This window comes from Mycobacterium barrassiae, from assembly GCF_025822765.1.
In the GTDB taxonomy this organism is placed as follows: domain Bacteria; phylum Actinomycetota; class Actinomycetes; order Mycobacteriales; family Mycobacteriaceae; genus Mycobacterium; species Mycobacterium barrassiae.
In genome coordinates, this window is record NZ_JACKUK010000046.1 from 24,964 (window position 1) to 46,390 (window position 21,427).

The 21,427-nt window shown below is 66.7% G+C and carries 24 protein-coding genes; 12 read left to right on the top strand and 12 right to left on the bottom strand.

The window, feature by feature from the left end:
• The first annotated feature begins 4 nt into the window (after window positions 1-4).
• The 6 genes from H7J93_RS28875 (at window position 5) to H7J93_RS28900 (ending at window position 5,059) form a co-directional block, all read left to right on the top strand.
• The gene (locus H7J93_RS28875; RefSeq protein WP_267309697.1) at window positions 5-1,033 is read left to right on the top strand and encodes an acyl-CoA dehydrogenase family protein; all 1,029 of its coding nucleotides are present in this window, start codon (window positions 5-7) and stop codon (window positions 1,031-1,033) included.
• Window positions 1,034-1,097: 64 nt separating this feature from the next.
• Entirely contained in the window at window positions 1,098-1,577 is a 480-nt protein-coding gene (locus H7J93_RS28880) for a nuclear transport factor 2 family protein (RefSeq protein ID WP_267309698.1), read from the top strand.
• Window positions 1,578-1,580: 3 nt separating this feature from the next.
• On the top strand, window positions 1,581-2,471 hold the full coding sequence (locus tag H7J93_RS28885; protein ID WP_267309699.1) for an SDR family oxidoreductase: 891 nt from the start codon (window positions 1,581-1,583) through the stop codon (window positions 2,469-2,471).
• Between the two features lie 59 nt (window positions 2,472-2,530).
• Window positions 2,531-3,409 (top strand): alpha/beta hydrolase, encoded by an 879-nt coding sequence (locus tag H7J93_RS28890; protein ID WP_267309700.1) that lies wholly within the window; start codon window positions 2,531-2,533, stop codon window positions 3,407-3,409.
• Between the two features lie 99 nt (window positions 3,410-3,508).
• Window positions 3,509-4,585, top strand: coding sequence for a hypothetical protein (locus tag H7J93_RS28895; RefSeq protein WP_267309701.1), 1,077 nt, complete (start codon window positions 3,509-3,511; stop codon window positions 4,583-4,585).
• A gap of 42 nt (window positions 4,586-4,627) precedes the next feature.
• Entirely contained in the window at window positions 4,628-5,059 is a 432-nt protein-coding gene (locus tag H7J93_RS28900; protein WP_267309702.1) for a nuclear transport factor 2 family protein, read from the top strand.
• 8 nt (window positions 5,060-5,067) lie between these two features.
• Here H7J93_RS28900 and H7J93_RS28905 read toward each other — a convergent pair whose 3' ends face one another.
• From H7J93_RS28905 to H7J93_RS28915, 3 genes are read right to left on the bottom strand one after another with little or no spacing between them, the layout of a single operon-like run.
• Window positions 5,068-5,880 (bottom strand): SDR family NAD(P)-dependent oxidoreductase, encoded by an 813-nt coding sequence (locus H7J93_RS28905; RefSeq protein WP_267309703.1) that lies wholly within the window; start codon window positions 5,878-5,880, stop codon window positions 5,068-5,070.
• A 10-nt stretch (window positions 5,881-5,890) separates the two neighbouring features.
• Window positions 5,891-6,187 carry a ferredoxin gene (locus H7J93_RS28910; RefSeq protein ID WP_267309704.1) on the bottom strand — a complete coding sequence of 99 codons (297 nt, stop codon included), beginning with the start codon at window positions 6,185-6,187 and terminating at the stop codon, window positions 5,891-5,893.
• A complete protein-coding gene (locus H7J93_RS28915; protein ID WP_267309705.1) occupies window positions 6,184-7,335 on the bottom strand; it encodes a 3-ketosteroid-9-alpha-monooxygenase, oxygenase component in 1,152 nt (383 codons plus the stop codon). The genes H7J93_RS28910 and H7J93_RS28915 overlap by 4 nt, the downstream gene beginning before the upstream one ends.
• A 102-nt stretch (window positions 7,336-7,437) precedes the next feature.
• Between H7J93_RS28915 and H7J93_RS28920 the strand changes: the two genes are divergently transcribed.
• Window positions 7,438-9,141, top strand: coding sequence for a 3-ketosteroid-delta-1-dehydrogenase (locus H7J93_RS28920; protein WP_267309706.1), 1,704 nt, complete (start codon window positions 7,438-7,440; stop codon window positions 9,139-9,141).
• A 9-nt stretch (window positions 9,142-9,150) separates the two neighbouring features.
• Here H7J93_RS28920 and H7J93_RS28925 read toward each other — a convergent pair whose 3' ends face one another.
• The gene (locus H7J93_RS28925; RefSeq protein WP_267309707.1) at window positions 9,151-9,825 is read right to left on the bottom strand and encodes a PadR family transcriptional regulator; all 675 of its coding nucleotides are present in this window, start codon (window positions 9,823-9,825) and stop codon (window positions 9,151-9,153) included.
• 276 nt (window positions 9,826-10,101) lie between these two features.
• Between H7J93_RS28925 and H7J93_RS28930 the strand changes: the two genes are divergently transcribed.
• From H7J93_RS28930 to H7J93_RS28940, 3 genes are read left to right on the top strand one after another with little or no spacing between them, the layout of a single operon-like run.
• Window positions 10,102-10,713, top strand: a complete 612-nt coding sequence (locus H7J93_RS28930) for a PaaI family thioesterase (protein WP_267309708.1) — start codon at window positions 10,102-10,104, stop codon at window positions 10,711-10,713.
• A gap of 31 nt (window positions 10,714-10,744) precedes the next feature.
• Complete coding sequence (locus H7J93_RS28935; RefSeq protein ID WP_267309709.1) at window positions 10,745-11,551, top strand: SDR family NAD(P)-dependent oxidoreductase; 807 nt, start codon at window positions 10,745-10,747, stop codon at window positions 11,549-11,551.
• A gap of 10 nt (window positions 11,552-11,561) precedes the next feature.
• Window positions 11,562-12,614 (top strand): NAD(P)H-dependent amine dehydrogenase family protein, encoded by a 1,053-nt coding sequence (locus tag H7J93_RS28940; protein ID WP_267309710.1) that lies wholly within the window; start codon window positions 11,562-11,564, stop codon window positions 12,612-12,614.
• 85 nt (window positions 12,615-12,699) lie between these two features.
• Here the strand turns inward: H7J93_RS28940 and H7J93_RS28945 are convergent, their stop codons facing one another.
• The 8 genes from H7J93_RS28945 to H7J93_RS28980 all read right to left on the bottom strand — a co-directional run bounded on the left by H7J93_RS28945 (window position 12,700) and on the right by H7J93_RS28980 (window position 19,561).
• Window positions 12,700-13,536, bottom strand: coding sequence for a DegV family protein (locus H7J93_RS28945; protein ID WP_267309711.1), 837 nt, complete (start codon window positions 13,534-13,536; stop codon window positions 12,700-12,702).
• Complete coding sequence (gene octT, locus H7J93_RS28950) at window positions 13,527-14,252, bottom strand: diglucosylglycerate octanoyltransferase (protein WP_267309712.1); 726 nt, start codon at window positions 14,250-14,252, stop codon at window positions 13,527-13,529. The genes H7J93_RS28945 and octT overlap by 10 nt, the downstream gene beginning before the upstream one ends.
• On the bottom strand, window positions 14,242-14,910 hold the full coding sequence (gene gpgP, locus H7J93_RS28955) for a glucosyl-3-phosphoglycerate phosphatase (protein ID WP_267309713.1): 669 nt from the start codon (window positions 14,908-14,910) through the stop codon (window positions 14,242-14,244). Before gpgP ends, octT begins: the two co-directional genes overlap by 11 nt.
• Window positions 14,907-15,275 carry a ribosome silencing factor gene (gene rsfS / locus H7J93_RS28960; RefSeq protein ID WP_267309714.1) on the bottom strand — a complete coding sequence of 123 codons (369 nt, stop codon included), beginning with the start codon at window positions 15,273-15,275 and terminating at the stop codon, window positions 14,907-14,909. The genes gpgP and rsfS overlap by 4 nt, the downstream gene beginning before the upstream one ends.
• The gene (nadD, locus tag H7J93_RS28965) at window positions 15,272-15,895 is read right to left on the bottom strand and encodes a nicotinate-nucleotide adenylyltransferase (protein ID WP_267309738.1); all 624 of its coding nucleotides are present in this window, start codon (window positions 15,893-15,895) and stop codon (window positions 15,272-15,274) included. Before nadD ends, rsfS begins: the two co-directional genes overlap by 4 nt.
• A 75-nt stretch (window positions 15,896-15,970) precedes the next feature.
• Complete coding sequence (locus H7J93_RS28970; RefSeq protein WP_267309715.1) at window positions 15,971-17,416, bottom strand: vWA domain-containing protein; 1,446 nt, start codon at window positions 17,414-17,416, stop codon at window positions 15,971-15,973.
• Window positions 17,416-18,291: an AAA family ATPase gene (locus H7J93_RS28975; protein ID WP_267309716.1), complete on the bottom strand. Its 876-nt coding sequence runs from the start codon at window positions 18,289-18,291 to the stop codon at window positions 17,416-17,418. The genes H7J93_RS28970 and H7J93_RS28975 overlap by 1 nt, the downstream gene beginning before the upstream one ends.
• A gap of 22 nt (window positions 18,292-18,313) precedes the next feature.
• The gene (locus tag H7J93_RS28980; protein WP_267309717.1) at window positions 18,314-19,561 is read right to left on the bottom strand and encodes a glutamate-5-semialdehyde dehydrogenase; all 1,248 of its coding nucleotides are present in this window, start codon (window positions 19,559-19,561) and stop codon (window positions 18,314-18,316) included.
• 73 nt (window positions 19,562-19,634) lie between these two features.
• On the opposite strand from H7J93_RS28980, the gene H7J93_RS28985 reads away from it, so the two are divergent.
• On the top strand, window positions 19,635-20,516 hold the full coding sequence (locus H7J93_RS28985; RefSeq protein WP_267309718.1) for a ribokinase: 882 nt from the start codon (window positions 19,635-19,637) through the stop codon (window positions 20,514-20,516).
• Window positions 20,513-21,346, top strand: coding sequence for an enoyl-CoA hydratase/isomerase family protein (locus H7J93_RS28990; protein WP_267309719.1), 834 nt, complete (start codon window positions 20,513-20,515; stop codon window positions 21,344-21,346). The genes H7J93_RS28985 and H7J93_RS28990 overlap by 4 nt, the downstream gene beginning before the upstream one ends.
• The last annotated feature ends 81 nt before the right edge of the window (window positions 21,347-21,427 follow it).

Genomic DNA, 21,427 nt, shown 5'->3' on the forward strand with positions numbered 1-21,427 from the left:
GAGTATGAGCAAGCTTTCCACTGAGGTGGACCCGGATCTGACCGCGATGATGGAGGCGGTGTTCGCCGACCACCGCCGGGCGCATTCGCGTTCGGCTGCCGTAACCCGCGACGCCGACCTGTGGCAGGCGCTCGACGAGCTCGGTCTGGTTCGTCTCACCGCACCCGAGACCGAAGGTGGCAGCGGTGCCGGCTGGGCGGAGTCCGCCGAGCTGCTGGCCGCTGCGGTCCGCAATGGTGTGCGAATTCCGTTGGCCGAACACGACTTGCTGGCATGCTGGTTGTTGCGGTCGGCTGGTTTGCCCGTCGACGCTGCCCCGCGCACCGTGTGCGTGCTCGACGACGCCGCGACAGCCCGCGACGTCCCGTGGGCGGTCGGAGCTGACCGGATCGTCGTCGTGTGGCGCAGCGGAACACAGCATCTGGTGGCCGACGCAGATCCTGCGGCGCTAACCATCAACCCGGGCGCCAACGCGATCGGCGAACCACGCGACACCGTCGTGGCCGATATCGACACGCTGTCCGGCACCCCCATCGGCGAGCATCTGCTCGCTCGGCTGTGGCTCAAGTCGGCTCTGGTGCGCTCGATCCAGGTGTGCGCCGCGCTGGACGCGATCCTGCAGTCGTCGATCGAGCATGTGACGTCGCGCCACCAGTTCGGTCGACCACTGTCGAAATTTCAAGCGATTCAGAACCTGATCGCGGACATCGCGAGCGAAGCGGCCTTGGCACGCGCCGCGACCGAGGCGGCACTGAGCGCGGCCATCGCCAGCGACTGGACCGCCGCCGAACTCGACTTCCTGGTCGCGGTCGCACGCTCGTGCACGGGTCACGCGGCGTCAGTCGTGGTACGCAACGCCCATCAGGTCCACGGCGCGATCGGCACCACCCTGGAGCACCGGCTGCACGAGTTCACCCGCTCAGCCCTGACGTGGCGGTCCGAGTTCGGGTCGGTGCGGCACTGGGACGACGCGGTGACCGAGATGGCGGTGCGGGCGGGCAGCGCCAGGTTGTGGCACCTGATCACCGGATAACCGGCGTTCCACTGACCGGGCACGTGCGCTGTCAGACTCGTCACCCCGCGGTTGACTCGCAGGCATGAGCAACGACATCACGCTGTCCGAACTTTCCGAGTTCATCGCCGGCTTCTGGTACCACTACGACGAAGCCCACCGCGACGAGCTGGCCGCCGCCTTCGCCGAGGACGTGCGCTACATCAGCCGCAGCGATTCGGGCGCCAGCCCGTTCGAGGAACTGATGTCGCCCGAGCTCACCGGCCGCGAATCGGTGATGGAATGGATGTGGCAGCACCGCCAGGACAGCCCGTATCCGCTGCGCCACCACGGCACCAATATCCACCGGACCGGCACCGACGGCGACACCGTGCGGGCACGCTTCTACATCTTCGTCAACCAGATCGCGAACTACGTGCCGTTCGCGGTGTCCAGTGGGGTGGCCAACGTGGCCGTTCGCCGCGGCGCCAAGGGCCTGGAGTTCACCGAGATGGAGGTCATCCTCGACACCACCAATTCGGTGAACCTGTCCGAACTGACCGCCGACAGCGCTGCCGGCTCGTAACAGGTGGACGCTCGCGACGCATTCTCTGGCGGCGTCGCCGTCATCACAGGGGCGGGCGCCGGTATCGGTGCGGGGCTGGCCCGCCACGCCAACGCGCTCGGGATGACCGTGGTGCTCGCCGATGTCGATGCCGATGCAATCGCCGCGCTGCGTGAGGAACTGAACGCACGAGCCGGTTCGGCAGACTCGGCCGTTGGCGTCGTCTGCGACGTGCGCGACGCCGATGCGGTGGTCGACCTCGCCGAGCGCACCTACCGCGATGTCGGTCCGGTGCGACTGCTTGTCAACAACGCAGGCGTCGAACAGTTCGGCTACCTGTGGGACACGCCGGTCGCCAATTGGCAGCGCGTCGTCGACGTCAACATCAGCGGGGTGTTCAACGGCATCCGGGCGTTCTTGCCGAAGATGATGGCATCCGACGAGAAGGCCTGGGTGTGGAACCTTTCGTCGATCGGCGGCGTCGCGGTGGTGCCGCTGCAGGCGCCCTACATCATGAGCAAGCACGCGGTGTTGGCACTGACCGAGTGCCTGCATCTAGAGGTGGCTGCTGCCGGGCACGATCATCACATCCATGTCCAGGCCGTGCTGCCTGGAGCGGTCAAGTCCAACATCTTCGAATCGGCGGGTGGCGTCGACCCGGATTCGGCCGGCGACGTCACCGCCGCGGAATCGCAGCGTGCGGCAATGCTTGAGATCAAAGCCGACGCCATGGATCCGCTAGCCGCCGCCGAAGTGGTGTTCGATCAGGCCGTCGAGGACTCAGCACGCCGGTTCTACCTGCTCACGCAGCCCGACTACGTCGGGTCGGCGATGACGGAACGCGCGAATGTGCTTGCCGAACAACGCCCTCCGATATTGCGCACGAAGCGCCGATTCGACCCGGCGGCACAGTGATACCCGCACTCGACCCCGATGCCGCGGCGCGGATCGCCTCATTCGGGCCGGTACCTTCGATGCGCGAGCGCGGACTGGCCGCGGTCCGGCAGGCAATCGAATCGGCTCCCCTGCCTGAGGACATGCCCGCGATGGCCGCCACCGTCGAGATGTCCATACCGGGGCCGGTGACTCCGATCCCGCTGCGGATACACCGTCCGACAAGGGATTCCAACGCACCGGTGATCGTGTACTTCCATGGCGGCGGGATGGTCATGGGGTCCAACCACTCCTTCGAACCACTCGCCCGCGAGCTCGCGGCAGCGGCCAGCGCTGTCGTCGTCGCCGTCGACTACCGGCTGGCGCCCGAGTCGCCGCCGCCGGCCCAGTTCGAGGACGCCTATGCGGCGACGCAGTGGGTGGCCGACAATGCCGCAGCGCTCGATGTCGACGCCGGTCGGCTGGCCGTCGTCGGCGACAGCGCGGGCGGATCGCTCGCCGCCGCGGTGTGTCTGGCCGCCCGGGACGGGGATGGTCCTGACATCTGCGCGCAGGTGCTGTTGTATCCGGGACTCGACCGCGATATGACGGTGGAGTCGATCAGCGCACTCGCCGATGCTCCGCTGCTGACCCGCGACGATATCGACTACATGCACGACCTCGCCGATGGCGGCGCGACTGCCCCGCACGACCAGTACCGTGTCCCGGCGCTGGCCACCGATCTGGCCGGATTGCCGCCGGCGGTGGTGTTGACCGCCGAATGCGACCCGATCCGAGACTGGGGCGAACGCTATGCCGCCCGATTGCGGGACGCCCGCGTGCAGGTCACGGTGACCCGATATCCGGGTATGTACCACGGCTTCCTGATGCGTTCGGACGCCACGGCCCGCGGCAGGTTGGCACTCGCCGAGACCGGGGCGCTACTGAGGGCCAAGTTCGCCAACCCCCTGCCCCACTAGCCCGGCGATTGCCATCCCGATCACCGGACAACTCACCACCGCAAGGTGGTGACGCTACGCACAATCAAAAGCAACCAAGCACCGCAGAAGGAGACACAGATGCTCACCGATGAGCGCCGGATGGCACTTTCCGACATCCTGCGTCCCGTGGCCCCGCCGCGCGAGATCGACCAGGTGTACACCGCCGACCAGCGCGAGCGCCTGCTCGGCGTGGTCCGCGACAACGGACCGTGGAAACTGATCATCGCCCAGCATTTCGCCTCGGCGGAGGAGCTCATGGCGACCATGAGCGGTATGTTCCCGGAGGGTTTCGAGCCCTCCCTTGACCTGTTCCTCACCCCGACGTTCCGCGGTTATCTCGCCAACTACGGCACCGTCCTGTACCCCGAACTGCACGACTGCTTCTATAACGCGCAGTTCCTCGAGATGGCGAAGAGTTACTGGAACGCGGAGTACGCGAAACCCGAACTCATGCTGTTCAACATCAATGGGCCGTGCGCCAACCGCGACCCGGGCCACCTCGATTCACCGAGCTTCCGCGGTATCCGTCACGAGAACGCGCCGACGTGGCTGTGCAGCGTGATGGGCAAGTCGGGGCTGTTCTCCGACTACCTGATCAAGATGGCTCAGGTCATCACGTGGTTTTCGCTCGACGAGGGCAGCGGCTTCACCTACTGGCCCGACGGACCGCTCAAAGCGCCGCGGCGGGTACTGCCCCCGATCAACAACCGCGGCGTGGTGGTTCAGAACGAAATGATGGTGCACCGCGGCGAGGCGAACGGCCCACTGGAGCAACAGGTTCCGGCCGGCCTCTCATTCGACACGGTCTTCTCCGGCGACCCGGCCGACCGCGACCACTGGCTGCTGCGCAACGGTGACGACGTGATCGCCCGGCACCACACCGATGAACTGCGCTTCCTCGTGCACTGGTCGGCCGAGGTCTTCACCGACTTCGACGAGCTGAAGAAGAACATGGAGGGCTCCGACGACCTGACGATCGAGAAGGCCATCGACATGATGGTCGATGACCTCACCTCCAAGGGCATCAAGCTCGACGTGCCCAGCGAGCCACTGCATGACGCGGCTTTCATTGCGGCGCTCAACGCGGCCTACGACCTGGGCGGTCCGACGACCTACCCGGAAGAGGCGCCGATCAGCGCGTTCCAATTGGCCTAGCGACTGCGGCAGTGAATGCCGCCGACCCTAGGAGTGTGCGCGATGGGCTGTGACTGTGCCGACCGTCAGGCGATCATCGACGTCCTCAACACCTACGCGACGTCCCTCGACGCTCGGGACTGGCAGGGCTTGACGGACGTGTTTCATCCGCAAGCCACGGCAGACTACGGCGGTGAAGTAACCGGACAAGGCGCCGTCATCGACACCATCCGTAGTTTCCTGGGTGGCTGTGGACCGTCGCAGCACCTATTGGGCAACTACCAGATTGCGATCGACGGTGATCACGCGGAATCGGCGACGAAGGCCCGCGTGCTGCACGTCGGTGCGGGCGAACGCGCGAAGCTGACCCCGTACGAGGCCATCGGCGTCTACCGGGACCGCCACATTCGAACCGCGGAAGGATGGCGAATCCTGCACCGTCACTTCGACGTTCAGATCACCCTGGGGGACTTCAACGTCCTCGGGCCGGGCTGATCGGCCGTCTAGCGCACTATCACCGAGCTCGGCTCCCGCGGTGCGCCCATCATGTCGCGGTGCGACGGCGGTTGCCTGCCCTCGACGTCGGTGATGCCGTACCGCTGCGCGATCTCGGCCCCGATCACGGTGTGACCGGACAGCTGCACGATGTCGGGATCGCGGTAGAGCGCGTTGATCACATGACCGGTGAACTCAGGGGTTTCGGCGTGCTTGGCGGTCTCGGCCAGCGCATCGGGATGACCGTCGAAGGCACTGCGGAAACGTTCGGTGAGCAGGATGCCCATCCAGATCGACACCGTCGCCACCCCGGTGCCGCAGAAGTCGACCGCCATATCGGCGGCCATCTTGTCCACGCCCGCCTTCTGCGCCCCGTAGGCCGGGCCGTGCATGTAGCACACCGATCCCGGCGACGACGTGAACGCGATCAGGCCGCCGCGTCCCCCGCGCACCATCAACGGCGCTGCATACCAGGACGCCACATACGCCGACCGCAGACCCACGTCCAGAATGTCGGCCAGCTCGAGCGGCTTGTCCCAGAACGGCTTCGGGCTGACCAACTCGTCGTGAACGGCCGCGGCGTTGTTCACCAGCAGGTCCAATCGGCCCTGTTCGTCGTTGACTCGCTTGAACAGTGCGGCCACCGCGTCGTCGTCGCGGTGGTCGACGGATACGGCGATCCCACCGTCACCCGGGTCGGTCACCGTTCTGCCGGTGAGGTACACCCGCCAGCCGTCGGCGACGAGCGCGGCGCCGATGCCGCGCCCCGCGCCTCGACTTGCCCCTGTCACGACCGCTACCGGCGGCCCAGTTCCTGTCACAGGGTTGAAGCTACGTCGTCACCCGCTCCGATTCATCCACCACAGGCAATTCGCCGTTGCGAACCGCATCGGTGATCGAGGCGGTCAGCGCCGAGCAGGCCAGAAACACGTTCCGTCCCGCGTGCACCGACAGCTTGTTGGCCTGCCGGCGCTCGGCGCAGCGATCCATCGCTTCGGCATCCCACTGCACACTGGTCTGATTCCAACTGCTCTTGCGCGCCCATACGCTAGCGCCGCAGTTGCGGCACGCGACGGGCACCATCGGAGCGTCCGCGAGGCGGTTGTCCTCGCGGACCCGCGAGGTCATCCGGGTTGCCCCGCAGCAGCACCCGCGGTCCGCGCCTCGATGTTGGCCTCGACCTCCTTCATCCACGCTTCGTACGGTTTGGTGGTGTCGAGTTCGAACTCGAAGCGCGCCACCATATCCGGTTCGATGTCGGCCACGTCGACGTAGAACTGCTCGTACCACCGACGCAGCTGATAGACCGGCCCGTCCTCCTCGACCAGCAGCGGGTTGTCGATGCGAGTCTTGTTGCGCCAGATCGCAACATCCTGCTCGAAGCCCATCTTCACGAAGTCGCCGAGGCCGATCGCGGTCTGCATCGCCAAATCGTCGGGCAGCGATTCTGACTTCTTCACGATGATTCCGTACTGCAGCACAAAGGAATTCGTATCGATCGGATAGTGGCAGTTGATCAGGACGGTGTGGTGATCGACGTCGGTGTAGTGGTAGGTCAGGTCGTCGATCATGAATGACGGGCCGTAATACGAGGCGACCGACGTGGTGCCCAACATCTGCGTCTCGCCGGGCTCACTCAAGTCTGGCCGCCCGGCACTGTTCATGTACTGCGTGGCAACGTGACCCTCGAAGATGTTCTTGAAATGCGTCGGCAGCGATCCATGGATGTAGAAGAAATGCGCCATGTCCACGACGTTGTCGATGATTTCGCGACAGTTGGTGTGGACCACGGTGGTGTACCAGTGCCAGTCCGTCCACTCGTCACTCGTGGCACCCTCGATGCGGGGAATGGTCACATCGTCGGGCGGCGGATTGCCCTCCGGGTCGTTCCAGACGAACAGCATGCCGTCCTGTTCGAGCGTGTGCCATGTCGCGGTGCGCGCCAACCGCGGAGTCCGCCGGGCATACGGCACCTGCTTACACCGGCCGTCGCCGCCCCAGCGCCAGTCGTGGAAGGGGCACGCAATCTCGTTGCCCTTCACGGTGCCCTGTGACAAGTCGCCACCCATGTGGCGGCAATAGGCGTCCAGCACGTTGATCTTGCCGTCACCGCTGCGGAACACAACGAGCTTCTGCCCGAAAGCGGTGACGGCATGCGGCTTACCGTCGCCGAAGTCTCTGATCAGGCCAAGACAGTGCCAGCCGCGGGCAAACCGGGTCGGCGCGCCTTGTGTCTCGATGAGCCGAATCTCGTCGGCCGAGGGCTGCGATGTCATACCTCCGATTGAACCGCTCCCCGCGCCGTTCGACCGGTAAATGTTCCGCTCACCAGGAGACCGATCCGTCCCCGTACTGGGTCTGCACCTACGGTGTCACCCGTGACCAGCCACAGCATGACCATTCCCGCGGGCCTTCCGGTCGGTGACACCACTGTCGACCTGCTCATAGTCGGCTCAGGCACGGGGGCGGCAGCCGCGCTGGCCACCTCTGAACTGGGGCTGTCGGTGCTGATCGTCGAGAAGTCGTCGTATTTCGGCGGGTCCACCGCCCGTTCGGGTGGGGCCCTGTGGCTGCCCGCCAGTTCGGTCCTGCGCGGGGACCGAGGCAACGACACTGCCGAGCGTGCACGGACCTACCTTCGATCGGTGGTGGCAGGCACCGCACCGGAGCAGCGGTCGGACGCCTTCGTCGCCAATGTCGACGCCACCATCGCCTTGCTGGCGCGCCGAACCCCGATGAAGCTGTTCTGGGCACGGGACTACTCCGACTATCACGCGGAGGCGCCGGGCGGCTCGGCGGCCGGCCGCACCTGCGAATGCCGTCCACTGAACACCTCGATTCTCGGCGAGTACCGCGACAGGCTGCGACCGGGCGTCATGGAAGCGTCGATGCCCCTTCCGACGACCGGTGCCGACTACCGCTGGATGAACCTGGTGGCCCGCGTCCCGCGTAAAGGCATTCCCACGATCGCCAAACGGCTTGTCCAGGGGGTGGGCGGCCTGCTGGCGGGCCGCCGCTACGCCGCCGGCGGTCAAGCGTTGACGGCGGGCCTGTTCGCAGGTGTCCTGAAAGCCGGGGTTCCGATCTGGACGAATACCACGTTGGTCAAGCTGATCGGGGACTCCGATCACGTCACCGGTGCGGTCGTCGAACAGGGCGGACGCGAAATCACCGTCACCGCGCGCCGCGGTGTGGTGCTGGCCGCCGGCGGCTTCGACCACAACATGGAGATGCGGTGGAAGTTCCAGTCCGAGACGCTGGGCCCGAATCTCAGCCTCGGTGCCGAAGCCAACACCGGCGACGCCATCCGAATCGCCCAGGACATCGGCGCGGCAACGGATCTGATGGACCAGGCGTGGTGGTTCCCCGCCGTGGCACCTCTTCCGGACAAGGCGCCGGCGGTGATGCTGGCCGAACGCTCACTGCCGGGATCGTTGATCGTCGACCAGCACGGCAAGCGGTTCGCCAACGAATCGGCCGACTACATGTCATTCGGCCAGCGACTCCTGGAGCTCGACAAAGAAGGCAACCGGGTCGAAGACATGTGGATCGTGTTCGATCAGCAGTACCGCAACAGTTACGTCTTTGCCGCAGAGCTGTTTCCACGCATGGCAATACCGAAAGCCTGGTACGACGCCGGCATTGCGGTACGAGCGGACACGCTGGCAGAACTCGGCGCCAAGATGGGGGTCCCTGTCACCAGCTTCACCGAGACCATGACGCGATTCAACGAGAATGCTTGTGCCGGTGAAGATCACGACTTCGGACGTGGTCGCGGCGCCTATGACCGGTACTACGGCGACCCCACCGTGACACCGAACCCGAACCTACGTCCGCTGCTCGAGGGTCCCTTCTACGCGGTCAAGATGGTGCTCTCCGACCTGGGCACCTGCGGCGGTTTGCGCGCAGACGAGCGCGCCCGGGTGCTTCGCGAGGACGGCACGGCGATCGACGGGCTGTATGCGATCGGCAACACGGCAGCCAACGCATTTGGTGCGACGTATCCGGGGGCGGGAGCGACGATCGCCCAGGGATTGGTATTCGGCTATGTCGCAGCCAAGGACGCGGCGGCCCGAATCTGACCGCGGCGCTCAGTCCGCGTCGTCGGCATCCGCCTGGCGTTCGATTTCGTACCAGTAATCCGGTGCGGGCCACGCGATACGGCCGCGCTCGTCGCGGGCCGCTTGAGGAAAAGCAACTTCGGCTTCGTCGAGTTCCTTGATCATCTGCAGCGCGAGCTCACGCTCATTGGTGTAGTAGCGTTCAGCCCACCGCAATGCGACCCGCGCATACGCCCATGACGGGTCTGCCCCTGCCCATTTCGCGTCCTTGGCCGCCTTGCGCTCCATCTCGTCCGTGTAATCCACGTACTCCTGGAGGATTTCCTTCAGCCGGGAGGGCGTGGTGAGATGCCCGAATGTCATCCGCAGCAGCGGACCGTGCTTGAGGGAAGGCGGGTCAACCGGAGATTCGTTGGCCCACTTGGTCACCGCCTCGAGGCCTTCCGGCGTTATCTTGTACAACCGCCGACTGCGCGCCCCGCCGGTTGTCTCCACCCGGGATGTGGCCAAGCCGAGTCGCTCGAGTTTCTTGAGTTCCGAGTAGATCTGACTGTACGCAGGACTGCCGTAGAAAAACCTCATGCTCCAGTCGATCCACTTCCGGATGTCATAACCCGAAAGCTCGTGTTCATAGGAGAGCAAACCGAGCAGCGCCCAACTGGTCGATGCCAGATTCGGCTTGTCTGGCTGCTCGCTGCCGCCCATCGTTACAGCGTAACAACCCTGGTCAGTCGCGACAGCCCACTCACCACTGGCCGGGAGAAGACGTTGCGCACCACATGTGTTTGCACACATCCTTCCTTTTGTAGCGACCTTTTTTCGGTACCCGACATCAGATCGGAGGACGATGGCACTGATGTCTCTCAGTCGGCAGCCAATTCGGCCCGCAATGCGTCTTGCGATCACCTACACACAGACCACTGCGCTGCACTCTCAAGAGGCGCCGCACCCCGTAATTGTGCGTGCCTCCGGCGGAGTCGCATGACCGCTCCCGACGACGACGCCGACTCGAGGGCGGTCTATGAACCGCTAGCCGAATCGATCCGAAGGCTGATCGATGTCGGTATACGGACCGAAGCCGACGCGACCGTGGTGGCGAATGTAAGGGCCAAAATCGAAGCGGCGATAGACGAACTGAGCGTGTCACTCATGCCGGGCTCATTCGGTGTACAGACCGCACCTGACGGCGCTCCCCGCGCCTGGGGCAACGTGCTCATCGGGTTGCGCAACCCGGTCGCTCCTCCGCTGACGATTCGGCACGACCCCGACGGCACGGTCCACACGGAGTTCACGTTGGGCGCCGCCTATGAAGGGCCGCCTGGCCATGTTCACGGCGGTGTCTGTGCGCTGATCCTCGACCACGTCCTCGGCGCCACCGCGCATCTGCCCGGCAAACCCGCCGTCACGGGCACTCTGACGCTGCGCTATCTGCGTGGCACACCGCTGGGACGGCCACTGCGCGCATCGGCGCATGTCGATCGGATCGAGGGCGCGAAAACGTTCGCCGTCGGCCACATCGCCGGTCCCGACGGCGTCACCGTCACGGCAGAAGGTGTCTTCATTCATCCGAAAGGAGGTCAGCGAGATGGCTGACAATCAGGGTTCGACACAGCAGGATCTGCCTATGACATCCCTTCAGCGATACGCGGACCGTCGAGTCCTGATCACCGGCGGCGGCTCGGGCATCGGCCAGGCGACCGTCCTGCGGATACTGGCCGAAGGCGGCCGGGTGGCCGCGGCGGACATCAGCGAATCGGGACTCAAGGACACCGTCGCCAAGGCCGAATCGCACCGCGACCGCCTGACGACGGTGGTCCTCGACGTGGCCAGCGAGGACTCCGTCAAACAGGGTGTGGCCGACGCCGTCGAGGCCCTCGGCGGCCTGGATGCGCTCGTCAACGCCGCGGGCATCTTGCGGTCGGTGCATTTCCTCGAGACCACACTCGCCGACTTCGAGCACGTGCTGCGGATCAATCTCGTCGGCACGTTCCTGATGACGCGGGAGGCCCTCCCCGCGTTGCGCAACGGGACCCATCCCGCCGTCGTCAACTTCAGCTCCACATCCGCTGCCTTCGGCCATCCCTACATGTCCGCCTATGCGGCATCCAAGGGCGGCATTCAGGCGATGACGCACACGCTCGCACTGGAGTTCGCCAAAGAAGGGATCCGGTTCAACTCGGTGCAGCCCGGCTCGATCTCCTCCGGAATGACCGACGGCACCGGCGAATCCAAGCAGAGCATCGGCCCCGGGCTGCCTACCGATGCCGACTTCTCGCTGTTCGGCAAGATCACGCCGGTCCTGCCCGTGGACGACGGCGGGATGTTCGCCAAGCCGGACGCCGTCGCCGCGGTGGTGGCGATGCTCGCCTCTTCCGACGCCTACTTCGTGACTGGGACGGAAGTACGGGTCGACGGCGGCACCCACATGTAACGTGCGTCGAATGACGACCCTCGATCGGCCTATTCGCGTCATCCAGTGGACCACCGGAAACATCGGCCGACGGTCGCTGCACGCGATCATCGGCCGCGACGACATGGAACTGGTCGGCGTGTACGCCCACGGCGCGGACAAGGTGGGAGTCGATGCCGCCGAGCTCTCCGGCTGGCCCGAGCCCACCGGCATCACGGCGACCAACGACATCGACGCGCTGCTGGCCGCCAAGCCCGACGCCTGTTGCTACAACCCGTTGTGGCCCAGCATCGATGAACTCGTCCGGCTGCTCGAAGCCGGCGTGAACGTCTGCACCAGCGCCGCCTGGATCACCGGCGGCAAGCAGACACCCGAGGATCTGGACCGCGTCCGGAAAGCCTGCGAGAAGGGCAATTCCACGATCTTCGGCAACGGCGCCCACCCCGGCATGACGAACATGGTGGGCATCGTGCTGTCCGGCGCGTGTGAACGCGTCGACGAGATCCGCATCACCGAGTCGGTGGACTGCTCGACCTACGAATCGGCGGGCACCCAGACCGCGATGGGGTTCTCGCAGGACCCCGACACCCCCGGCCTGGCCGAAAGCGTGCGCCGCGAGAGCGAGGTGTTCGCCGAGTCCGCCGCGATGATGGCCGACGCCATCGGCGCCAAGCTGGACAGGATGACGTTCGACGTCACGTTCACGGCGGCCACGGGTCATACCGACCTGGGCTTCATGGAGATTCCCGAGGGCACCGTCGCGGGGGTCATGGGCTATCACCGCGGCTGGGTCGGCGACAAGAACGTCGTCAGCGTCGGGTTCAACTGGATCATGGGTAACCACGTCACCCCGCCCAAGCCGCTCGAACACGGTCACGTCATCCAGGTGTTCGGGCTGCCCAATATGCGCACGGTGCTGCACTGCCTGCCGCCAAAGGACTGGACCGAACCCGGGTTCATGGGCCTCGGCATGATCTACACCGCGATGCCGGTGACCAACGCGGTGCCCGCGGTCGTCGCGGCCGAACCGGGCATCGTCACGCTCAAGGATCTCCCACCGGTCACCGGCCGCGTCGCACCCTAGTTTGGCGGCCCGTTTGAAGTCTTAACGGGTTGATCGCAGGCATCCCGTGGCTGTAATCAACCTGTTAAGCGCGCCGCGACGCTGGCTACTCAGCCGTCTGCACCACAACGCCGACGGCGCCCGCACCCAGGTGGATAGACAGCACCGGACCCATATCGGCGACGGTGAGCGATTCGATCTGCGGCAGGCGGTCCGTCAGCGCGGCGCCCAGTTCGTCGGCGCCGTCGTGGTTGTCGACGTGGTGGATGGCGATGCACGCGCGGCGCTCACCGACGATCTCGACGACCCGGTCGACCATGGCCGCATGCGCCTTGGTGATCGTGCGGATCCGCTGATCCAGCACCAGCCGACCGTCCACGTCGAGCGTCAGCAACGGCTTGAGCGACAGCGCCGTGCCAAGCCACGACGCGGCGGTGCCGATCCGCCCGCTGCGCCGCAGGTTGTCCAGGCGGTGCACGACGATGAACGCGTGGGTGCGCGGCACCGCCGAACGTGCCGCGGCCTCAACGGCTTCCAGATCGGCACCCGTCTGCGCCACCTCGGCCGCCGCTCGCGCGATGAACCCGACACCCATCGCGGCGCTTCGCGAGTTGACGACACGGACCGACGACCCGAACTCTCGCCCGGCCTGAACGGCGGTGCTGAACGTGCCCGACAGCGCGGCCGAGAGGTGGACGGCGACCACACCGGCGCCGTCGCTGTCGCCCAGCGCCTGCTGGTATGTCTCGATCAGCTCTGCAGGCGATGCACCCGAGGTGGTGGCGCGCACTTTCTCGTGGACGTCGTAGGGCACGTCGTCGACGCCGTCGCGCAGGTCGACGCCGTCGATCAGGACGTGCAGCGGCACCTGACGAATGTCGTACTGCTTCAGCTCATCTGACTGCAGCCGCGACGACGAGTCCGTCACGACGATCACGGACACGGCACGCCAGCCTCGGCCAGGGCCTTGAGCATCAGGTCGGCCACCGCCTGGTGCGCTTCGAAGTTCCAGTGGATACCGTCTGGATTGCCCCGGCCGCTCATGACCTCTTCGCCGACCGCGGCCTTCAGATCGACCAGCGGAATGTCATGTTCGGCAGCCCAAGCGGTGATCGCCTTGACGGTGGGCTCCCGGCCGTGGTGCGCGCGTCCGTACGTGTCGGCGATGTGCACCGACGGCAGCGACGCCACGACAGGTATCCCCGGCCGGTTGAAATCGATGGCGCCGCGGGTCATCTCGAGATATTCCACCGACACGTGCGGCGGGAGCGCCGATCGCGATACCGGCGACAGTCGCGGCTGCAGCCAGCCGTAGCCGTCGCGCACCCAGCGCCGAAGCCACGACGGACGGATGTAGCGGATCAACTCCCGCAGCGCCGTCGGCAACGGGGACGGCAGCGAATCCATGCCGCCCGTCGCGAATACCACCGCACCCGCACGCGGCAACGCCGCCCACGCCCTCGGGTCCTGGGTCGCAGCCCACCAGACGTCGCGACACGTCCACCCGATGCGGCCGATCAGTTCGACGTCCCAACCCAACTGGGCGGCAACGATATTGGGCCAGATCCGCGGGTCGTCGGACGGCAGACCACCGGTCGGGCCGTAGTACGACAACGAGTCGCAGAACAGCAGCAGCGTCGGCCTCGAATCAGAGGACATCGTTGGCCACCTGCGCCGAGGCGTTCCAGACATCGAGGCGCCATCGGATATCCGCTGGCGGAGCGTCGATTTCACTGTGCGCCGACAGCTGCACCCAGCTGCAGTTACCCATGCCCCCGAGGATCGGCCAGTTGTCGACGGGCAGTCCGAGCAGTGCGGCGGTCAGCGCTGCGATCAGTCCACCGTGCGTGACGAGCACGACGGGGCGATCGGGTTCGTCGACGCCCCAGTCCGGGTGCTGGTCCAAAAGCTCCTGCACCAGCGGGACGCTGCGCGCGGCGACGTCGACCCGGCTCTCTCCCCCGTGCGGCGCCCACCGGGCGTTCTCCCGCCATGCCAGCCGGGCGCCCGGCGCCTCGGCGTCGACCTCGAGATGGGTCAACCCCTGCCAGTCACCCAGGTGGGTCTCGCGCAGCCGCACGTCCACCTCCACCGGCATGCCGGCACGCTCGCCCAGGCTGATCGCGGTGTCCAGCGCGCGCCGCAGATCCGAGGACACGATGAGCAACGGCTGCCGTTTGGCCAGCACTTCTGCCGCGGCGACCGCCTGGTCCCTGCCCAGATCGGACAGGTCGGTGTCGAGTTGGCCCTGCATGCGGCTGCCTGCGTTGAATTCGGTCTGCCCGTGCCGGAGCATGACCAGGCGGCGGATCCTCACGACCCCGTATCCAGGTCCACGGCGACGGCGGGGCAGTCGCGCCACAGCCGATCCAGGGCGTAGAAGTTGCGCTCGTCCTGGTGCTGGATGTGCACCACGATGTCGACGTAGTCCAGCAGCGTCCAGCGTCCCTCACGGGCGCCCTCGCGGCGGGCGGGCTTGTGCCCCGCGATGCGCATCTTCTCTTCGACCTCGTCGACGATCGCGTTGACCTGTCGCTCGTTGGACGCCGACGCGATCACGAAGCAGTCGGTGATGACCAGCTGCCCGGACACATCGATGACGACGACGTCGGTGGCGAGCTTGGAGGCCGCCGCGCGCGCGGCGACAGTGGCCATGCCGATCGCCTCTTCGGATGCGCTCATCGGGTGGGCTCCTCAGGTACCAGCGAATGGGCTTGGTAGAGCTTGCGTTTGGCCACGTACTGGACAACGCCGTCGGGCACCAGATACCAGATGGGCCTGTTCTGCTCGGCGCGCTTGCGGCAGTCGGTCGACGAGATCGCCAGCGCAGGCACTTCGACGAGCGTGAGCGCATCGTTGGGCAGTTCGGTCATCGCGGTCTTGATGTGCTGACCGTCGAGTTCGTAACCGGGTCGGCTGACTCCGACGAACTTGGCTATCGAGAACATCTCCTCCCAGTTCTGCCAGGACAGGATCGACGCCAGCGCGTCGGCTCCGGTGATGAAGTACAGGTCCGCGTCCGGGTTGAGGGCATGCAGGTCGCGCAGGGTGTCCTTGGTGTAGGTCGGTCCACCGCGGTCGATGTCCACCCGGCTGACCGAGAACATCGGATTGGACGCGGTCGCGATCACGGTCATCAGATAGCGGTCCTCGGCGGCGGTGACGTAGCCCTCGCGCTTCTGCCACGGCTGGCCGGTGGGGACGAACACGACCTCGTCGAGCTCGAACAGGTCGGCCACCTCGCTGGCCGCGACCAGGTGACCATGGTGAATGGGATCGAACGTCCCACCCATCACACCCAGCCGGCGTCGAGAAACCACGATTTGCCAGCTTACTTGCCGCGCCGAACGCGGGCTTGCGCCACGTTCGCGCTGTTACTAGACCGGCAGCAGCGCATCGATGACCGAGGCCAGCTGCTTGGCGGACCGACATTCGTGCATGGTGATGACGTCCTGATAGCGCGGCACCGCCGAGTCGCCACTACCCCACAGGTGCCGGGGTTCGGGGTTGAGCCAGTGCGCGTGCCGAGCGGAGTTGACCATGTGGGCCAGCAGTTCGATCTCGGGGTTGCGGTAGTTGTTGCGACCGTCGCCGAGCACCAGCAGGGAGCTGCGCGGCGACAGCACGTTGGGCCAGCTCTCCATGAACGACACGAACGCGTGGCCGTAGTCGGAGTGACCGTCACGGGTGTACACCCCGGCCTCACGGGTGATGCGCTGCACGGCGACGGCCAGGTCGGCGTCGGGCCCGAACAGTTCGGTGACCTCGTCGGTAGTGTCGATGAACGCGAACACCCGAACCCGCGAGAACTGCTGTCGCAGCGCGTGCACGAGCATCAACGTGAAGTGGCTGAAGCCGGCCACCGATCCGGACACATCGCACAGCACCACCAGCTCGGGGCGGGCCGGGTGCGGCTTCTTGAGCACCACGTCGATCGGCACGCCACCGGTGGACATGGATTTGCGCAGCGTCTTGCGCAGGTCGATCTCGCCCCGACGCGACCGTCGCCGCCGCGCCGCCAGCCGCGTCGCCAACATGCGCGCCAAGGGCTTCACCACGCGTTGCATCTGACGCAGCTGCTCGCCGGACGCCCGTAGGAACTCGACGTTCTCGGCGAGCTGCGGCACGCCGTACATCTGGACGTGGTCGCGGCCCAGCTGTTCGGCGGTGCGGCGCTTGGTCTCCGCCTCCACCATGCGACGCAGTTGGTTGATCCGTTGCGCCGCCATGGCTTTCGCGATCTGTTCCTGAGTCGGCGTCGGCTCGTCTCCGTAGGGCGCGAGCAGCCCCGCCAGCAGTCGGCCCTCGAGGTCGTCGAGATTCATCGCCTTGAGCGCCTGATACGACGAGTACGAAGGGCCGCGGCTGGAGTTGTAGCGCCCGTACGCCTCGACGATCTGGGCGATCATCCGCTGCAGCCGTTCGTCCAGATTGGCCAGATCCTCGTTGTCTTCCAACAGGTCCAGCAGGGCCTGACGCATGGCGTCGACGTCCTCGGGCGGCAATCCCTCGTCGGAGTCGTCCGACTCGTCGTCCTCGAGCGTGACCGTCTTCGCGCCCAGCGCGGCGGGGAACCACAGGTCGAACATCGCGTCGTAGGTCTCGCGGTGGTCGGGGCGGCGCAGCACCGCACAGGCGAGGCCCTCCCGTAGCTGTTCGCGGTCCCCGAGGCCGAGCACCGACATCACCCGTCCGGCATCGACGGTTTCGGATGGGCCCACCGATATCCCGCGCCCGCGCAGCGCTTCGACGAACTCGACCAGATGGCCGGGAATTCCGTGCGGCGCCAATGGCTGCGGCGGGCGGGTTCGGCGGAGGGCCATCAGTTCAGCCTTAACTCGCCGGAGGCCTTGATCTGATCGGACTGGTGTTTGAGCACCACGCCGAGCGTGGCCGCGATGGTCTCGTCGGTGATCGTGTCCAAGCCCAGCGCCAGGATCGTGCGCGCCCAGTCGATGGTCTCCGCGACCGATGGCAGCTTCTTGAGCTGCATGGCGCGCAGCACGCCGATGATGCGAACCAGTTCCTCGGCGATGTGCTCGGGCAGCTCCGGCACGCGGGACAGCAGAATGCGCCGCTCCAGCTCGGCATCGGGAAAGTCGATGTGCAAAAACAGACACCGGCGCTTGAGCGCCTCCGACAGTTCGCGCGTGGCATTCGAGGTGAGCACGACGAACGGCTTGCGCTCGGCGACGATGGTGCCCAGTTCCGGGACGGTCACCGCGAAGTCGCTGAGCACCTCGAGCAGCAGACCCTCGATCTCGATGTCGGCCTTGTCGGTCTCGTCGATCAGCAGGACCGTGGGGTCGGTGCGGCGGATCGCGGTCAGCAGCGGACGCGTCAGCAGGAACTCTTCGCTGAACACATCGGTTTTCGTCTGGTCCCAGTCGCCGGAGCCCGCCTGGATCCGCAGGATCTGCTTGGCGTGGTTCCACTCGTAGAGTGCGCGGGCCTCGTCGACGCCCTCGTAGCACTGCAGCCGAACGAGACCCGAACCGGTGGCTTGTGCCACCGCGCGGGCGAGTTCGGTCTTGCCCACACCCGCGGGACCCTCGACCAGCAGCGGCTTACCGAGCTGATCGGCGAGGAATACCGCTGTGGCGGTTGCGGTGTCGGGCAGGTAGCCGGTTTCGGCGAGCTTGTTCGCGACATCGTCGATGTCGGCGAACAGCGGTGCCGGGCGTGCGGGGACGCTCACTGGGTTTCTCCTCGGGTCATGGTCACGCGGGCCGGGTGTGGCCGTCTCCCCACACGATCCACTTGGTCGATGTCAGTTCGGGCAGGCCCATCGGGCCTCTGGCGTGCAGCTTCTGGGTGGAGATGCCGATTTCGGCGCCGAAACCGAACTGCTCGCCGTCGGTGAACGCGGTCGATGCGTTCACCATCACCGCTGCGGCGTCCACCCGTTCGGTGAATCGTTGTGCAGCAGCAAGATTGGTGGTCACGATGGCTTCGGTGTGCCCAGTGCCGTATTCGTTGACGTGATCGATCGCGGCGTCGAGACCGTCGACAACCGCGACGGCGATGTCCATCGACAGGAACTCCGCGCGCAGCTCGTCGTCAGAGGGGTTGTCGTGCACGGTCACGCCGGCATCCTGCAGCGCCTTGGTCAGCCGGGGCAGCGCACGGTCGGCGATGGCGGCGTCGATCAACAGCGATTCGGCGGCGTTGCACACGCTGGGCCGACGCGTCTTGGCATTGAGCAGAATGCGTTCTGCGACATCGAGATCGGCGGCCTCGTGCACGTACACGTGACAGTTACCGACCCCGGTCTCGATGGTGGGGACCATCGCGTCGCGCACGACGGCGTCGATGAGCCCTGCTCCCCCACGCGGGATCACCACGTCGACGAGTCCGCGGGCCTGGATCAGGTGCGTCACGCTGGCGCGGTCCGCACTGGGCAGCAGCTGCACGCAGTCCGGGTCGAGTCCCTCGTCGGTCATCGCGGCGCGCAGCGCGGTGACGAGCGCGTCGTTGGACTGTGCCGCCGATGAACTTCCGCGCAGCAGCACCGCGTTGCCCGATTTCAGCGTCAGCCCGAACGCGTCGACTGTGACGTTCGGTCGGCCTTCGTAGACGATTCCGACGACGCCGAGCGGGACGCGCTGCTGGCGCAGCTGCAGGCCGTTGGGCAGCGTGCGGCCGCGCAGCACCTCGCCGATCGGGTCGGGCAGGCCGGCAACCTGACGCAGTCCGGCGGCGATGCCGTCGATGCGTTGGGGGTTGAGCGCCAACCGGTCGAGCATGGCGTCGGGGGTGCCCGCCGCCCGGGCGGCGTCGAGATCCCGCTCGTTGGCGGCGAGGATTTCGTCAACTCCGGCGAGGACGGCGTCGGCGGCGGCGTGCAGCGCGCGGTTCTTGGTCTCGGTGCTCAGTGTCGCCAGGGCGCGGGCGGCGACGCGGGCCCGTCGAGCGGCGTCGTGCACCTGCGAGCGCAAGTCGGTGAGCACTGGGGCTTGCACACTCATTAAGCCAGCGTATCGAACCTCTCTCCCACGTTCGACACGTGTCAGGTAGCGGGGCTGAGCTAGCTTGACAGTTATGACCGCGCGGGTCTGTGTAGTGGGCAGTGTCAACGCCGATCTCACGTTCACCGTGAACGCCCTGCCGCGCCCCGGCCAGACCGTTCTGGCCTCGTCGCTGTTGTCGTCGCCCGGCGGGAAAGGCGGCAACCAGGCAGTGGCCGCCGCGCGCGCCGGGGCGGCCGTGCAGCTGGTCGCGGCGCTGGGCAGCGACAGCGAAGCCGAGCGGCTGCGTGCGCACCTCAGCGCCAACGACGTAGGCCTCGACGGTGTGGTGACGGTGCCGGGGCCGAGCGGCACGGCGGTCATCGTGGTCGACGCCGCCGCCGAGAACACGATCGTGGTCGCGCCGGGCGCCAACGCGCAGTTGTCCGTCGGCTCCGCCGATGTCCGCAGCGTCATCGCCGACAGCGACGTCGTCCTGCTGCAGTTGGAGATCCCGATCAGCACGGCCATCGCCGCGGCACGAGTCGGACGGACAGCGGGTGCGACGGTGATCGTCAACGCGTCGCCTGCGGGTGCGCGGCCGCACGATCTGCTGGCGCTGTCCGAACTTGCCGACGTCGTCGTCGTCAACGAGACGGAGGCGCGCGAATGGCATTGGCCCGTAGCCCATCTCGTGATCACCCGTGGCAGACGCGGCGCGAGCTACCTCGGTGAGGACGAGCGGTTCGACGTGCCGGCACCGCGCGTGACGCCGGTGGACACCACGGGTGCGGGCGATGTCTTCGCCGGCGTGCTGGCCGCCGCCTGGCGGGACGGTCACGAACTCGCGCTGCGGCGGGCGTGCGCGGCGGGCGCGTTGTCGACGCTGGTGCCGGGGGCGGGCGATTGTGCACCATATGCCGAAGCCATCGACGATGCGGTGGCGAACCGAAAGGCAAGTGAGGGCCATCTATGACGACAGCTGAGACGACGAACGCACCGCGACCCCCCGAGGGCGACTGGCTGGGTACGCCGTACCTGCGGTTCACCCGGGAGGGCGCGTTCGGCGTCTGCACGCTGGATCGGCCGCAGGCCCGTAACGCGATGACGCCCGCGATGTACTTCGGGATCCGCTACGCCGTCCGGCACGTCGACGCCGACCCCGACCTGGCGGGTCTGCTGATCACCGGCACGGGTGACGTGTTCGCGCCCGGCGGCGACATGGGCGGCGGCGACGGCAGCGACAACTGGCTGACGTTCGGTTCGGCGCTGGGGATGGACGTGACGCCGTTCGAGACGCTGCGCCAGTCGGTGAAGCCGGTGGTGGCGGCGGTCAACGGGTTGTGCCAGGGCGGCGGGCTGCAGATCGCGCTGTGCAGCGATATGGCGGTGGTCAGCGACCGGGCGACGTTCCGGGTGCCCGAGCTGATGCGCGGCATCGCCGACACCTGTTACAGCCAGATGTTGACGCGCCTGATCGGCCCGGTCCGCACCCGCGACCTGATGTTCACCGGCCGCACGCTGACCGCCCAGGAGGCGCAGGAGTGGGGCATGGTCGCGCGGGTCGTCCCGCATGACCAGCTGCTCGACGAGGCCCGCGAGGTGCTGACGCAGTGCTGCCGGACCGCTCCTGCGGCTCGAAGCGTCGTGAAGTCGAGCCTGGACAACTATCTCGGCCTGTTCGACCGCATCGGCATGCAGGCCAGCTTCTCCGCACCCGAGGCGCTCGAGGGCTTCCGCGCGTTCAAGGAGCGGCGCTCGCCGGACTGGGTGCACCCGGAGCTGCGGGTCGAGGGTCGACTCTAAGTTGCGATTTCGGCGTGCTCAGTCTCGCTGAGCGTGACCCAGCACGCCGAAATCGCTCGGATTAGTACAGATTCTGCTGTA

Coding starts and splice junctions, on each gene's coding strand:
- H7J93_RS28980 (WP_267309717.1), bottom strand. CDS start 19,561: ATGAGTGTGCAAGCCCCAGTGCTCACCGACTTGCGCTCGCAGGTGCAC.
- H7J93_RS28930 (WP_267309708.1), top strand. CDS start 10,102: ATGACCGCTCCCGACGACGACGCCGACTCGAGGGCGGTCTATGAACCG.
- H7J93_RS28985 (WP_267309718.1), top strand. CDS start 19,635: ATGACCGCGCGGGTCTGTGTAGTGGGCAGTGTCAACGCCGATCTCACG.
- H7J93_RS28915 (WP_267309705.1), bottom strand. CDS start 7,335: ATGACATCGCAGCCCTCGGCCGACGAGATTCGGCTCATCGAGACACAA.
- rsfS (WP_267309714.1), bottom strand. CDS start 15,275: ATGAGCGCATCCGAAGAGGCGATCGGCATGGCCACTGTCGCCGCGCGC.
- H7J93_RS28935 (WP_267309709.1), top strand. CDS start 10,745: ATGACATCCCTTCAGCGATACGCGGACCGTCGAGTCCTGATCACCGGC.
- H7J93_RS28875 (WP_267309697.1), top strand. CDS start 5: ATGAGCAAGCTTTCCACTGAGGTGGACCCGGATCTGACCGCGATGATG.
- H7J93_RS28890 (WP_267309700.1), top strand. CDS start 2,531: ATGCGCGAGCGCGGACTGGCCGCGGTCCGGCAGGCAATCGAATCGGCT.
- H7J93_RS28880 (WP_267309698.1), top strand. CDS start 1,098: ATGAGCAACGACATCACGCTGTCCGAACTTTCCGAGTTCATCGCCGGC.
- H7J93_RS28910 (WP_267309704.1), bottom strand. CDS start 6,187: ATGACCTCGCGGGTCCGCGAGGACAACCGCCTCGCGGACGCTCCGATG.
- H7J93_RS28970 (WP_267309715.1), bottom strand. CDS start 17,416: ATGGCCCTCCGCCGAACCCGCCCGCCGCAGCCATTGGCGCCGCACGGA.
- H7J93_RS28895 (WP_267309701.1), top strand. CDS start 3,509: ATGCTCACCGATGAGCGCCGGATGGCACTTTCCGACATCCTGCGTCCC.
- H7J93_RS28940 (WP_267309710.1), top strand. CDS start 11,562: ATGACGACCCTCGATCGGCCTATTCGCGTCATCCAGTGGACCACCGGA.
- octT (WP_267309712.1), bottom strand. CDS start 14,252: ATGTCCTCTGATTCGAGGCCGACGCTGCTGCTGTTCTGCGACTCGTTG.
- H7J93_RS28990 (WP_267309719.1), top strand. CDS start 20,513: ATGACGACAGCTGAGACGACGAACGCACCGCGACCCCCCGAGGGCGAC.
- H7J93_RS28900 (WP_267309702.1), top strand. CDS start 4,628: ATGGGCTGTGACTGTGCCGACCGTCAGGCGATCATCGACGTCCTCAAC.
- H7J93_RS28925 (WP_267309707.1), bottom strand. CDS start 9,825: ATGGGCGGCAGCGAGCAGCCAGACAAGCCGAATCTGGCATCGACCAGT.